At 53.1% G+C, this 14,319-nt stretch carries 11 protein-coding genes and 1 pseudogene; 6 read left to right on the forward strand and 6 right to left on the reverse strand.

Annotation, left to right across the window (positions count from 1 at the left end):
* Positions 1-68 precede the first annotated feature (68 nt).
* The 5 genes and pseudogenes from dnaE (at position 69) to ET810_RS01820 (ending at position 6,425) form a co-directional block, all read left to right on the forward strand.
* Positions 69-3,629, forward strand: coding sequence for a DNA polymerase III subunit alpha (gene dnaE, locus ET810_RS01800; RefSeq protein WP_087454251.1), 3,561 nt, complete (start codon positions 69-71; stop codon positions 3,627-3,629).
* A gap of 104 nt (positions 3,630-3,733) precedes the next feature.
* Positions 3,734-5,038: a threonine ammonia-lyase IlvA gene (gene ilvA, locus ET810_RS01805; protein WP_087454250.1), complete on the forward strand. Its 1,305-nt coding sequence runs from the start codon at positions 3,734-3,736 to the stop codon at positions 5,036-5,038.
* A gap of 62 nt (positions 5,039-5,100) precedes the next feature.
* Positions 5,101-5,736 carry a YigZ family protein gene (locus ET810_RS01810; RefSeq protein WP_087454249.1) on the forward strand — a complete coding sequence of 212 codons (636 nt, stop codon included), beginning with the start codon at positions 5,101-5,103 and terminating at the stop codon, positions 5,734-5,736.
* 38 nt (positions 5,737-5,774) lie between these two features.
* On the forward strand, positions 5,775-6,008 hold the full coding sequence (locus ET810_RS01815) for a hypothetical protein (protein WP_087454248.1): 234 nt from the start codon (positions 5,775-5,777) through the stop codon (positions 6,006-6,008).
* A gap of 41 nt (positions 6,009-6,049) precedes the next feature.
* Positions 6,050-6,425 (forward strand): annotated as a pseudogene (locus ET810_RS01820) (RNA-binding S4 domain-containing protein).
* A 66-nt stretch (positions 6,426-6,491) separates the two neighbouring features.
* Here the strand turns inward: ET810_RS01820 and ET810_RS12960 are convergent.
* From ET810_RS12960 to ET810_RS01845, 6 genes are all read right to left on the reverse strand, one after another.
* Positions 6,492-6,617, reverse strand: coding sequence for a hypothetical protein (locus ET810_RS12960; protein WP_014836579.1), 126 nt, complete (start codon positions 6,615-6,617; stop codon positions 6,492-6,494).
* 89 nt (positions 6,618-6,706) lie between these two features.
* Positions 6,707-7,747: a GTP pyrophosphokinase gene (locus ET810_RS01825; RefSeq protein WP_087454247.1), complete on the reverse strand. Its 1,041-nt coding sequence runs from the start codon at positions 7,745-7,747 to the stop codon at positions 6,707-6,709.
* A gap of 142 nt (positions 7,748-7,889) precedes the next feature.
* Positions 7,890-8,513: a glycogen debranching protein gene (locus ET810_RS01830; protein WP_087454246.1), complete on the reverse strand. Its 624-nt coding sequence runs from the start codon at positions 8,511-8,513 to the stop codon at positions 7,890-7,892.
* Between the two features lie 183 nt (positions 8,514-8,696).
* A complete protein-coding gene (locus tag ET810_RS01835) occupies positions 8,697-10,055 on the reverse strand; it encodes a 3'-5' exonuclease (protein ID WP_087454245.1) in 1,359 nt (452 codons plus the stop codon).
* A gap of 300 nt (positions 10,056-10,355) precedes the next feature.
* The gene (gene glgX, locus ET810_RS01840; protein ID WP_087454244.1) at positions 10,356-12,593 is read right to left on the reverse strand and encodes a glycogen debranching protein GlgX; all 2,238 of its coding nucleotides are present in this window, start codon (positions 12,591-12,593) and stop codon (positions 10,356-10,358) included.
* A gap of 10 nt (positions 12,594-12,603) precedes the next feature.
* Positions 12,604-13,221: a TetR family transcriptional regulator gene (locus tag ET810_RS01845; RefSeq protein ID WP_087454243.1), complete on the reverse strand. Its 618-nt coding sequence runs from the start codon at positions 13,219-13,221 to the stop codon at positions 12,604-12,606.
* A 377-nt stretch (positions 13,222-13,598) separates the two neighbouring features.
* Here ET810_RS01845 and ET810_RS01850 point away from each other — a divergent pair, with 377 nt between their 5' ends.
* Positions 13,599-14,261, forward strand: coding sequence for an Rv0361 family membrane protein (locus ET810_RS01850; RefSeq protein ID WP_087454242.1), 663 nt, complete (start codon positions 13,599-13,601; stop codon positions 14,259-14,261).
* Positions 14,262-14,319: the final 58 nt, after the last annotated feature.

The following is a 14,319-nucleotide window of genomic DNA, read 5'->3' on the forward strand; positions in this document are numbered from 1 at the left end:
GGGGCGTTAAAATATCCCCTGACCTGGCATGAGGCGATTTAAATAACAAGGCGCTACACTGACTGGCTATGGCCAAGAAATCCTCTTTCGTACATCTGCACAATCACACTGAGTATTCGATGCTCGACGGCATGGCGAAAGTGGATATGCTTGCCGACGAAGTCGTGAGGCAGGGGATGCCAGCTGTGGGTATGACAGACCACGGCAACATGTTCGGATCGGATGCTTTCTACCGAACTATGAAGAAAGCCGGAGTAAAACCAATTATTGGTATCGAGGCGTATATGGCTCCGGACTCTCGATTCAACAAAACAAGGGTTCGGTGGGGCGAGCCACATCAGAAGTCCGATGACGTCTCAGCCTCCGGCGCATATCTGCACCAAACTATGCTGGCAGAAAATGCCGAAGGCCTCCGCAATCTTTTCTATCTGTCATCGATGGCATCCTATGAAGGGCAGCTGGGTAAGTGGCCACGAATGGACGCAGATCTGATAGCCGAGCACGCCTCCGGCATTATTGCAACCACCGGATGTCCCTCCGGAGACGTACAGACTCGCTTGCGCCTAGGGCAATTTGATCAGGCGCTCGAAGCCGCCGCCATGTGGCAGGACATTTACGGCAAAGAAAATTATTTCTTGGAGCTCATGGACCATGGCCTGGAGATCGAAAACCGGGTTCGCTCGGAGCTGCTGGAAATCGGGCGAAAGCTTGATCTTCCGCCATTGGTCACCAACGACTGCCACTATGTTTTGGAATCTCAGGCGCAGGCCCACGAGGCCATGTTGTGCGTGCAGACCGGAAAAACGTTGAGCGATCCCGACCGATTCAAGTTTGACGGGTCTGGCTATTACATCAAGACTGCAGAACAGATGCGGGAAATGTGGGACTCTCTTGTGCCTGAGGCCTGCGACAACACTTTGTGGATTGCAGAAAGGGTCCAGGATTACGGTGAGATTTGGGAGGAGCACACCCACGACCGTATGCCCATCGCAGATGTGCCAGAGGGCCATACGCCGACATCCTGGTTGCATCATGAGGTTATGGAGGGACTCCGCGTTCGCTTCAACGGCGGGGAGGTTCCGCAGTCCTATATCGACCGTGCTGAATATGAGATTTCAGTGGTTGATATGAAGGGCTACCCCTCCTACTTCCTCATCGTTGCGGAGCTGATCAAACACGCCCGATCCATCGGTATCCGAGTAGGCCCTGGTCGTGGTTCTGCCGCAGGTGCCTTGGTGGCATACGCGTTGACCATTACCAATATTGATCCGATGGAACATGACCTTCTTTTTGAGAGGTTCTTGAACCCTGAGCGGCCTTCCGCGCCCGATATCGATATCGACTTCGATGATCGTCGTCGCGGTGAAATGATCCGTTATGCTGCTGATCGTTGGGGAGAAGACAAGATCGCCCAAGTGATCACCTTTGGAACGGTGAAGACCAAACAGGCGCTTAAAGACTCAGCTCGCGTGCAGTATGGACAGCCTGGCTACCAGATCGCCGATCGCATTACAAAGGAACTTCCTCCCGCGATTATGGCCAAAGACATTCCGCTATCCGGGATTATGGATCCCGAGCATCCCAGGTACGGGGAAGCCGGGGAAGTTCGAAATCTCATTGAGACAGACCCCGACGTTAAAAAAATCTATGACACTGCTCGCGGACTAGAAGGCGTAGTACGTCAGGCGGGCGTCCACGCTTGTGCCGTCATTATGGCCAGCGTGCCGTTGTTGGAGCATATCCCGATGTGGAAGCGTGCCGCAGATGGGGCGCTTATTACCGGATGGCCGTATCCTGCGTGCGAGGCCATCGGCCTGCTGAAGATGGACTTCCTAGGGCTGCGTAACCTTACGGTTATCGGTGACTGCATCGAGAACATCAAGATCAACCGGAAAGAGACGATTGATCTTGAGGAACTGGCCACAGATGACCCCAAGGTGTATGAACTGCTGTCCAGCGGCGATACGCTCGGTGTTTTCCAGCTCGACTCGGGCGGCATGCAAGAACTGCTCAAACGAATGCAGCCCACGGGCTTCCACGACATCGTGGCGTCTTTGGCTTTGTATCGTCCTGGCCCCATGGGTGTGAATGCGCACTGGGATTATGCGGACCGAAAGAATGGTCGTAAACCCATTGAGCCTATCCACCCTGAGCTTGACGAGCCGCTGCGTGAGATTCTTGATGAAACTTATGGTCTCATCGTTTATCAAGAGCAGATCATGCGTATTTCCCAAAAGGTAGCTAACTACACAGCTGGTGAAGCCGATGGGTTCCGTAAAGCGATGGGTAAGAAGCAGCCTGAAGTCTTGGCTAAACAGTACGACAAGTTCCTCGAGGGAATGCTGTCCAACGGGTACTCCAAGGGCGCTGTGGACGCACTGTGGGGAACTATTGAGCCCTTCGCCTCCTACGCGTTCAACAAATCCCATGCCGCAGGTTATGGCTTGGTTTCTTATTGGACTGCGTATCTGAAAGCCAACTACACAGCTGAGTATATGGCGGCGCTGCTGACGTCTGTTGCGGATAAGAAAGACAAGTCTGCCATCTACCTATCCAACTGTAGGCACCTGGGCATATCGGTGCTCTCACCGGACGTTAACGAGTCTCGTTTGAACTTCCTCCCCGTAGGAAACGATATCCGTTTTGGCTTGGGGGCTGTGCGTAACGTTGGTGAGGACGTGGTCAACTCGATCGTGAAAGCCCGCCAGGAAAAGGGCAGCTTCTCAGACTTCTCGGATTATCTGGACAAAATCGATACCGTTGCGTGCAACAAACGCGTGACAGAATCTTTGATCAAGGCTGGCGCGTTTGATTCCTTGGGACACCCGAGGAAAGGCTTGTTGCTCATCCACGAGGACGCAGTTGATTCCGTCATTAGCACTAAAAAGGCGGAAGACAAGGGACAATTTGACCTCTTCGCCGGATTCGGCGGCGATGATGACTCAATGAGCAATGCTTTTGCCGTGCAGATTCCAGAGGCTCAATGGGATAGAAAGCACCAGCTCGCGCTAGAACGAGAGATGCTTGGACTGTACGTTTCTGGGCACCCGCTCGATGGATACGAGGAAGCGCTAGACGCTCAGACAGATACTCAGCTGACAACGATCCTGGCCGGTGAGTTGCGTAATGGCGCAGAGGTACAAATCGGCGGCATTATTTCGAGCGTTGATCGTCGTTACTCTAAAAAAGATGGCTCCCCTTGGGCAATCGTAACCATTGAGGATCACCATGGTGCCCAGGTGGATCTGCTGGTGTTTAACAAGATCTACGCGATAGTTGGACCCCAGATTGTGGAAGACAATATCATCCTGGCCAAGGCACACGTCTCAATCCGTGATGATCGTATGTCGCTGTTCTGCGATGACCTCAAGGTCCCTGACCTTGGCCCGGGCAATGGAGCAGGGCTTCCCCTCCGATTGACGATGCGCACAGAACAATGCACCATGGCAAACATTGCGCGTCTGAAAGACGTGCTGGCTAATAACAAGGGCGATTCTGACGTGTACCTCAACATCGTTCATGGCGATGAGGCCACCGTGATGATTCTTGGTGAACATTTACGGGTTAACCGCACAGCAAGCCTGATGGGGGACTTGAAGGCCACGATGGGCCCGGGGATCCTCGGCTAGGAGGACGACAATTGGGGTGAACGCGAGGCAACCTTGGCCTGTGCGCACCCCAATTGTTCTCTCAATTAAAAATCACTTGAGATAACCGTCTAAACTGTGTCCTCATGACTACATCGGACAAGAAGCAGATCGCACATAGCGTTAATCATGAGGTTCATGCCGCCGATATTCAGATGGCGCAAGCACGGATTTCTGCTTCTATTGCTCCGACTCCCTTGCAGTATTGCCCACGTCTTTCCCAAGCTACGGGTGCGGAGGTGTACCTTAAGCGCGAGGACCTCCAAGACGTCCGTTCGTACAAAATTCGGGGAGCCGTGAACGCAATCTCGCAGCTTTCCGACGCCCAACGTGCGGCAGGAATCGTGGCGGCGTCGGCAGGCAACCATGCGCAGGGCGTAGCGTTTGCTTGTCGAACGATGGGGATCAAGGGACGCATCTATGTTCCTGCGGCAACTCCTAAGCAAAAGCGCGATCGTATTCTGGTCCATGGCGGAGACTCCGTAGAACTCGTGGTGACTGGGGCTAACTTTGATGAGGCGGCCGCGGCTGCGCGTGCCTATTCCGAGGAAACCGGGGCGACAATGGTGGAGCCCTTTGATAACCGAGACACCGTGATAGGCCAAGGAACCGTTGCGGCGGAAGTCCTCGCGCAGCTGACGAGTCTGGGAAAATCACTTGACTCGATAGTCGTTCCCGTCGGTGGGGGCGGGCTTCTTTCCGGAATACTGAGCTATGTTGCGGATATGGCGCCTCGTACCGCAGTGGTCGGGGTGGAACCGGAACACGCGGCTTCCATGGCTGCGGCGCTAGACAACGAGGGTCCTGTGTCTTTGGATACCGTTGATCCCTTTGTCGATGGCGCTGCGGTGAAGCGCATCGGTGATCTTAATTACCAGATCATTGAGGCAAATCTTGGGCGGCTGCACCCCATGCACGTAAGCGAGGGTGCTGTGTGCACGGAGATGCTAGATCTCTATCAAAACGAGGGAATCATCGCAGAACCAGCCGGAGCCTTATCGGTGACGGCTTTAAGGCACCTCAATCTCCCTAAAGGCCAGGTTGTAGTATGTGTGATTTCTGGAGGCAACAACGATGTCTTGCGTTATAGCGAGATCATGGAACGTTCTCTGGTGCACCGTGGACTGAAACATTATTTCCTCGTGATTTTCCCACAGGAGCCTGGTCAACTGAGGTCTTTCCTCAGCGACATTCTGGGGCCAGACGATGACATCACGCTGTTTGAATATTTGAAACGGAATAACCGCGAGACTGGCACCGCGTTGGTCGGCCTGCAACTGGGACGCGCGAGTGATCTCAAGGGGCTCTTGGAAAGGATGGATTCCTCCCGGATTGAGTGCCGTCGACTCGAACCTGGTACCGCAGAATATGGGTACTTGGTGAGTCTGTAGCGGGCCCCGTGGCTTTGAGGCAGCGTATCGCAATCGATAGTAAGAGTTGAGAGGCAGCGTTTATGTACGTCCGGCCGGTGGACCACCAGGAATTTTCCACTGAGATTGACATTAAGCGGTCTCGATTCATCACTTTTATTCGACGGGTTGCTTCTGAAGAGGAAGCGCGGAATTTTATCTCCGACATAAAAAAGCGATTTCCTGATGCACGCCACCATTGCAGCGCCTATATCTACCATGTCGAGGGATCAAATCCCGTAGAGCGTTCGAGCGACGACGGCGAACCATCGGGTACCGCGGGAACCCCCATGCTCGATGTGCTGCGGGGAAGCGGAATCCTCGATGTTGCAGCGGTAGTTGTGCGATATTTCGGCGGCACAAAGTTAGGCGCCGGAGGCTTGGTTCACGCTTATTCAGGCGCGGTGTCTGATTGCCTGGCTCAGGTGGCAACTGTGCAGCGACATAAAAGAGAGCTCTATTCTGTTGATTTCAACCACGCGGATGCCGGGCGTTTTGAAGCTGAGCTGCGTGCGCGGCACGTGGCAGTCGTGGACACCCAGTATTCTCACCGTGTGACATTAACGTTGGCTGTGGACCCTGGCCAGCGGGAATTCCTTGAAAATCTGCTGGCCTCGTTAACCCAGGATGGCGCGCGGCTATGCGACGCTGGCATCGCATGGATTGAACAGTCGCATTAGTGGGCTATTTTTGCCCAAGCTTTGTAGAATCTTAAAGCATGACTATGCAACCTCGTCCTTATAACTCGATTGAGCAGCGTAAACAAGATGTGCGTAAGTACACCCGGAATGCAGCAGTAAGCGTTGTCGGCGGTGTTGCTGGTGGCCTCGCAGTTTTTGCCCTGACGTCCTCTACGTTTCTGCTCATTGTCGGGTTGATTATCGCGGTAGTTGGCGGCTGGACTAACTGGTCTAAGGTGCAAAAGATCGTGAATCATAAGGACAATTACTAAACAACCGGTCTAGGCGACCTGATGAGGAACAGGACAAGCACGTGAGCGATGGCAAGCCAGTGCGTATCGACGCATGGGTATGGGGCAGTACGTCTGATAAAAACTCGGTCTCTTGCCTCTGAGGCTTGTAAAGCTGGCCACATCAAGCTCAACGGATCTGCAGTAAAACCATCGCAGTCGGTGGTGCCTGGGGATCGCGTTCGAGTATGGGTAGATCATCGTGAATACGATGTTGAGATCACAGAGTTAATCCGTAAACGGGTGGGGGCGGCTATTGCCCGCAACTGCTACGTAGATTATTCTCCGCCACCTCCGCCCAAAGAAATTCTTATGTCGATGCCTCGACGTGACCGGGGTGCAGGGTGTCCTACCAAGAAAGAGCGGCGTGAAATCGACCGTTTACAGGGACGCGCATAATTGTGTACTCGATAAAGTAAAAGGGTGGTGGAAAACGTAGTTTTCCACCACCCTTTTACTTGCTAACTAGAATCCCCAGTTAGGAAGCGGGAAATTGATCCCCAGTGGGCGGAAGAAATCGGCGATCGATAGCGCCCAAACGGAAATAAAATCTGCGAGAAGCGGAAAATGGGTAATGATCGATGTGCCCATGAGGAAAACTCCTAAGGTTCCATTGTTGCGGCTGCCTGTAAAGCAGCATTGTACACAAGCCAGCCTACGTGCCTGCGGACTCATGTCAACTATGGAGATGTAAGCTCAGCCTTGCTATGTGGTTCCGAGTCATCCAGAATACGTGCTGCCCGCATTGCGTGGAGGCGCTTGCGTAAGCGGGGTCCGCGCTGACGTGGATACTTTCCGCTCTTTCCCGTCGCATTGATATGTTCATCGTGGTATCTGCGTAGCAGCAGGTCGTCGATGATTCGCACCTGTCCAGGCTGGAATTGATAGTTCAATGAGCGTCTTACAGCATCTATGTCAGGGTCATTGAGGAGATCTCGTAGCTTTGTCGCAGTAGTAATACCGTGAGCAAAGAGCAATTCTTCCAACCACCGATAGTCTTCGATGCGCGATTGTGGGAAGCGATTTCCTACCAGCATGGCGATAACACCGGGCAGTGTCTTAGCACTGAGCTCAACATCTAGATCAGTACTGTGATGGTGGCCTGGATCCTGGATAGCTGCGATTTGATCAAATTGTTGGTCAGCCAGCTCAATGAGTCCAGCGGCAAGGGTGAAGGCCCTGTCCACCTGAGGATCCAAACCGCCAGACCGCTTGTAGCGGACATCATGCTCGAATTCTGCCCACGCATGTTGCAGCACTGTCCGGATTTGGACTTCAAAAACAAAGCCGTGGTAGCCGGCAAGATCTTCAATTCTATGGTCGACCTCCAAAATTAGGTGGTGGGAACCATAGCCAAAACTGCCAGATACTCTTGTTTGTGCGGCTTTATCCACGGAACGGTGCACGATAAAGACATCTGCGAGGGCCTCAATAATTTGAGGGATTTCCGTTGAATGAAGCGTGGTGATCCGGACACCAATCACATCGTGGATATCGACCCACGGCTCTGGATAGATAAGGTGTCCATCGGAGTTTTTCTTACGCGCTTTAGTCCGTAAGGACTGCCATTCTTTTAGCCGGACGCTTACGCGATCATAGGTGAGGCCGGCGTCGGCAAGCACTTCTTCAAACGCTTCCCGAAAGTCAGCTTCTGCATGGGGATGCTGGTTAGTGAAGTCTCTGTATCGCGCACTGAGTTTTGAGATGAACTTGTTAGGCATGGCGTTACGAGTTCCTTCCTCTGGTCTCGATGAGGCGATGACGAGTGACCCACTATGCGGGGAGCGAAGTGGCCGGCGATCTACCTTATCAGGTAGCCGAATCTTTGGTTTATAACACCATACTCTGTTTCAGAAGTCGTGACTAAGCCGCAAAGTGATCGACATGCTCGGGAAAACCTGAAGAGCAGACCACCCCACCTTGCTCCAGGGGGTGCTCAAAAGTGGTGAGCCATGTCGCAAGCTTTGGGCAGTTTTTACTGCGAGGAACTGCAATCAAGGTTGTGGGAGTAGGGCAAAAGAATACGGGTGCTTCTCTGATTTTCATGTTGATGTGATGGTTGAGGAGGACAAAGGTGCGCGGTTGCGCCAACCAGCTAGTGACTGGCCCGCTACCTGCCGCTATGTGAAGTCCGGTGGTCGGCTGTTTCACGAGTCGGGAAAGATCTCTCGTATGAATCGCTATACCGTGTGGTGTGCGGGCGGTGTCGATGAGATTTGTAGCGGCATCATTCCATAGCTGCCGGATTGTTTTGCCCAGCGAGTGCAACGAGCCCTGTCTGAGCAGTTGGCCATTGTATTTTAAACTCGCAGATAAACCGGAGGACAACGCGATAATCGCTGGAGCTCGATCAAAGTACGGGCTAAACATCTCATACGATAAGGTCTCTGAGTTGTCACGGCTACGAGTGAGATGCACTGTGACAGTGCCGAGACCAGCTTCCGGGTTCCTAGATGGAGGATGTAGCCTCTGCAGCTTAGAAATCATACTCGTTGTCATAAAGTCTCCCCCTGACGCACAATTTATGCCGCGGTCATAAGCCTGACGGTTTTTATAGCGCAGTTGTATATAGCTTTTGTGTGATTCGACGTAATACGCCGGGGGAGAGGTTCCCTGCGTCATGCAGTACCCCCTAGACGGAGGGAACCTACTAGTTAAGCAACGTGTTGTTTAAAACGGCGGTTGCTCGTCTGGCGCATCTAGTCCGAGCTGTGCAAAGAGATCCTCAGCTGTCCAGATCTGAATATTTTGTCCTTTAGCTATTAGTTCTTCAGCGCGTTTTTGTTTGGACGTTATAGATGCCCAAGGACCGCAGACAAGAATAGTTGTCTTTTTGGTCACATTTTTGCCAATTGTTCCGCCTTGCTCGGCGATGCCGTCCCAGAGTTTTCCTTTATCAAAGGGCTCAAAATCGCCAGTGAGCGTGACATTTTGTTGGTAGAGCCTGCCGTGCGGATCAGCGTCTGGGTTGGGTTCGGGGATAACTTCCGGGGTTGCAGCTTTCGCCCATGGCGTCTGTGCCTTTCGCTTCTGAGGCGCAGCGGTTTTTGTCGCAGCGTGCGTTTTCCCTATCGGTGGTTGCGTAGCACTGGTGGCAGCGGACTCTACCAGGGACGCAGAGGGCTTTTTCTTGAGCACCGGATACACGCGTTGAGCAGAAAGCTGGCCTTGAGTGAAACCGAGCGCCGCGCAGACATCGACAAAGCTTCCCTTGACGTCGGCTTTTTGTGCGAGTTTTATGATAATTCCTGCACAAGCAGCTGCGTCTGCAGTGGCATTATGATGATTGGTCAAATCCACATTGAGATGCTTGGCGACGGTAGGAAGCTTGTGGTTGGGCGTCCCTAAATCAGCTGCACGCGACAACGCAAGCGAGCACCCGAAAGAAACAGTGGGCAGAGCCACGTTGTCAGCCTGTGCGGCACGGAAAAATGCCGTCATATCAAACTGTGCGTTATGCGCTGCGAGAGGAAGGTCTCCCGTAAAACTGAGCATCTCAGCGAAGCACTCAGAAAACGGCTGGGCTGTTGCAACATCGTCTGGGCGGATGCCGTGAATGGCGATGTTAGCCGGTGCAAAATGGTTGATTGGGGTAGGCGGTTGGCAGAGCCACTCACGCTTATCCGTGATCACGCCATCCTTTACTGTGACCACTCCGATCTGGCAGATGGACCCCCAATCGTCGTTGGCTGTCTCTACATCCACAGCGGCGAAATCCAGGCCTGGGATTGCTCGGTGCGCTGGGGCTTGGCCATTGAGGGCGGTGGTGGCGGCGGATATAAAGGCCTGTTGTTCGTCGGCCCTGTTGGGGCTGAACTCAAGCCGCACTGTATGAGAATCACAGTTGATAGTGACTATTCCGCAGTCGTATCCATCGGAAAGTTTCAATGTGGATACCGAATCGATGCTGGCCAAAGAGATAATTTTAGGTTCTGTGGCTAATGCGGTGTGCAACAACGACGGTGTGATCGCGACCTGGTCTCTATCGACGAGGACAGTAGCACCGTGCGCATGAATCGCATCTGCCATGGTGATAAAACTCCTTTAATACGAGTGCTTCCAAACCTCAGTTGCACGTATGCCCCTGCAGCTCACTGGCCAAGTGTTCTCCTATGGATGAGAACACTTGGCGGAGATGCCAGCAACATCACCTACGAGTAAGTGAGGGCTTTCCCTAGAAGCTTAGCGGGTGAGGGAAACTTTGGGCCAACATGCTGCAAAAGGACACGGCAGGCACTGCACAAACGCCAAGACTGTGCCGCATCTGGTTGCACGATGGCACGCAGATGAGGCACAGTCGTTGGAAACGATATGGGTTAAGCCCTGTTTTTATGCTCTGGAATAGTCATCGGCACGTGGAGCAGGTGCCTTGTTTTCTCCATGCGAGTCGGCTTGGGCATCATCATGCGCTGGTAGGGCTTCGAGCTGCCGGAAAAGCATGGTGGAACGAGCTGGAACGACCACGGTGTCTCCGACGCAGGCAACTTTCTCCGCGTAAGGGTAACCAGTGTCTTCCGTTGTGTCGACAATGAGCTTCCAGCTGTGCCCAAACTGTTCCGTAGGAATAGTAAATTCTATGTCCTCATGATACGCATTGAACATGAGCAGGAACGAGTCGTCTTCAATCTTTTGCCCACGGTCGTCTGGTTCTTTAATCGCCATGCCGTTGAGGTAAACCATGAGGGATTTTCCAAAAGCAAAATCCCAGTCTTCTTGCCCCATGAGCTGCCCGGTGGGCACAAGCCACGCAATATCACGATCATGAACGTCTGCGCCGAGAGGGCCACCTGCGAGGAATCTACGACGCCGGAACACCGGGTGATTGTTTCTGATACGGATTAACCGCCGCGTGAACTCCAGGAGCTCTTTATGCTCGGTGGCAAAATCCCAGTTCATCCAGGCTAATTCGTTGTCTTGGCAATACACATTGTTATTGCCCTTTTGCGTGCGCCCCATCTCATCGCCGTGCGCGATCATGGGTGTGCCCTGGCTCAGCAACAGAGTGGTGAGGAAATTGCGCCGTTGGCGGGCACGCAGGCTGAGGACTTCAGAATCGTCTGTGTCTCCTTCAATTCCGCAGTTCCACGAACGATTATGGCTTTCTCCGTCGCGTCCGTCTTCGCCGTTAGCGTCGTTATGCTTTTCGTTGTAGCTCACGAGGTCATTGAGGGTGAATCCATCATGCGCGGTGACAAAGTTGATCGATGCAGTGGGACGACGTCCATTGTTGGCATAAAGATCGGAAGAACCAGTCAAACGTGACGCGAACTCGCCAAGCGTAGAGGGTTCGCCCCGCCAGAAATCGCGGACAGTATCGCGATACTTTCCGTTCCACTCAGTCCACAGCGGTGGGAAATTGCCCACTTGGTAGCCGCCTTCGCCAACATCCCATGGCTCAGCGATAAGTTTGACTTGAGACACCACAGGGTCTTGTTGCACAAGATCGAAGAAGGTGGCAAGGCGGTCGACGTCGTGAAGCTCACGGGCGAGCGTTGAAGCAAGGTCGAATCGGAAACCATCAACGTGCATCTCCGTGACCCAATAACGCAGCGAATCCATAATCATCTGCAGCGGATGGGGGTCTCGCACGTTCAGGGAATTTCCGGTGCCCGTGTAGTCCATGTAGTGCGCTTTATCGCCGTCAACGAGCCGGTAATAAGCCTCATTGTCAATACCGCGGAAAGCAATGGTTGGTCCCATGTGGTTGCCCTCAGCGGTGTGGTTATACACCACATCCAGGATGACTTCGATCCCGGCCTCGTGGAAGGCGCGAACCATGCCTTTGAACTCGGAAACTGCGCCGCCTGGCTCCTGCGCCGCAGCATAGTCTTGCTGAGGGGCAAAGAAGCCGAAAGTGTTGTAGCCCCAATAATTGCGTAAGCCGAGGTCGCGGAGCCGATCGTCTTGCAAGAATTGGTGCACAGGCATGAGCTCGATAGCGGTAATACCGAGATCTTTGAGATAACTAATAATCGCAGGATGAGCGAGTCCTGCATAGGTTCCGCGAAGCGCCTCAGGCACGTCGGGATGCTGCATCGTCATGCCTTTGACATGCGCCTCGTAAATCACGGTTTCGTTATAAGGCGTGCGGGGTGCTCGGTCTGCGCCCCAATCAAAGAATGGATTGACGACCACGGACTTCATCGTGTGTTCGAGGCTGTCTTCGGTGTTTCGACCGAGCGGGTCATCGGGGTTGGTTACGTCGTAACTGAACAACGATGGATGTCCATCAAATTCACCAACAAAGGCACATGCATAAGGGTCGACGAGCAATTTGCTGGGATCACATCGCTTGCCGTTGGGTGGATCATAGGGGCCGTGAACGCGGAATCCATAGCGTTGACCAGGCTTAACTCCGGGGAGGTAACAGTGCCAGATGTGAGCGTCGACTTCATCGAGAATGACACGTTCCTCGTGGCCGTCTGCGTCGATAAGACAAAGCTCTATCTTTTCAGCAACATCCGAAAAAATAGCAAAATTTGTGCCTGCGCCATCGTATTTCGAGCCGAGAGGATAGTTCTGGCCCGGCCAGATTTCCCGCTGAGTCGAAGGAAGAGAGTCAGTCATGCCACTGACTTTAGCTGGTGCATTGCTCCAAACCCGCCATAATTAACCGCAATCCTTCAGTGAATTGTGTGGCATAGGCCTGCTGTTGTTGTTCTAGATCGCACTGGGTCTTAGGTGTGTGACAGCCTAAGTTTTGTGGTTCTTCCTGGTCAGCGGAAGGATTGGCCGAAGCTACTTCAGTGCCGTGGTGGAGAGCTGCTCTCTGTACAGCAGCTTGTTCAATAACCGTGGACCCCAAAATAAAGTGCAGTAACGTTGTGGCGCCGAGCGTGGAGTGCGGATGTTCGCCGAACGCTTGCCTGATGCAGTGCTCCACGTCGTTGCGCAGAACATTGTCCGTAAGCGCAGCACTAAGAAGTTCCGCCCCGTCGCGATACTCAAGCATGACCGCACGAACCTTGTGAGCAACGGCGGTAGGCGTTGACTCTGAATCTGAAAGGAAGAGAGGAGCGAGTAAACGCCGTGCGGTGGCGTCGATAAGCGCTTGCTTGTTTTTAAAATGCCAGTAGAGCGCGCCGGGTGCTACCCCGAGCTTTTTAGCTAATCGACGCATCGTCATATCCGCAAGCCCATAGGTATCCAGGATCTCAAGGCTTGCGGTGATGATGAGGTCTTTACTCAATTGCACATCACTAGAGTAGCGGTCCCGGAGGAATAATAGGTACCTGACGCGATATGACAATGGGTAACGAATTTATAATTTTGGTCGATTACCCTTAAAGGAAAGTTCTTGTTCGAGAGAGCCAAGAATTTCAAAAATAGTGATGATTTTGGGTAACGTCATCGGAGTTGAACTGAAGCAAGCGTAGTGCCTGCTTGTCATAGGATATGTGTGACCTGTGTGTTGTAGATGTTCCTATAAAGTTGGTTGCTAGTCTTGCTAAGGTCGTACTAAATTCTTAATGTTCTGAACCTGTGGCAGGCACTCCGTCTGCGATTGCCTTCAAAGAGCGCCGCTGAGTAATCAAGCGGTGGCGTTTATCGCTTTATAGGAGATCTAAAACTGTGCTTAACCGAATTCACGTCAACCGCGCTAAAAAGATTGCGATCGCCGTGGCGGCATCGAGCGCGCTCGTTTTGACGGCGTGCGGTGATGAGGATGACTCCAAGGAGAATAAGACCACCTCAGCTACGACTTCTAGCTCAGTTGCTACTACAGCTTCCGAGACTTCTGCGTCGCCTGCAGCACCTTCTACAGAAGAGCCTACGCCAGCAGCATCTCCTGCCCCTGCCCCACAGGGAAATAACGTACCTCCTGCAGCGATCAATGAGGCAATGCCTGAGCTAACCTACAATGACGTCCCACCGATTGACGGCGGCGCGCCTGCAACCGATGCGGATCGTCAGGCCATTGAGAACCTGGTACGCGGCATCAACGGTGCGAGGACTATCCGTGATTACATCGGCTACGTGCCGGCACACACCTGCCAGCGCGTGATCAACGAGCAGGGTGGCCCTGCTGCTTTTGACCTATCACAGTTCCCAGACGTTCCTCTTGATGATTTTGAGGAATACCGTAAGGCAAAGCCATCCATCGACAACGTTGATTCAGTTCAGGTGAACGGCAACATTGCTTCCGCAAGCGTGACGGCCACCGCAAACGGTGACACGAACACTGCCACCCAGCGCTTTGAACGTGAGAACGGCAAATGGAAGTTCTGCCGCTAGTAACTGGGGCAACTCCGCAGAATGCGCCTTTTGAGCACCTCTGAACACTCTAGTTGGT

This window comes from Corynebacterium silvaticum, assembly GCF_004382825.2.
GTDB lineage: Bacteria > Actinomycetota > Actinomycetes > Mycobacteriales > Mycobacteriaceae > Corynebacterium > Corynebacterium silvaticum.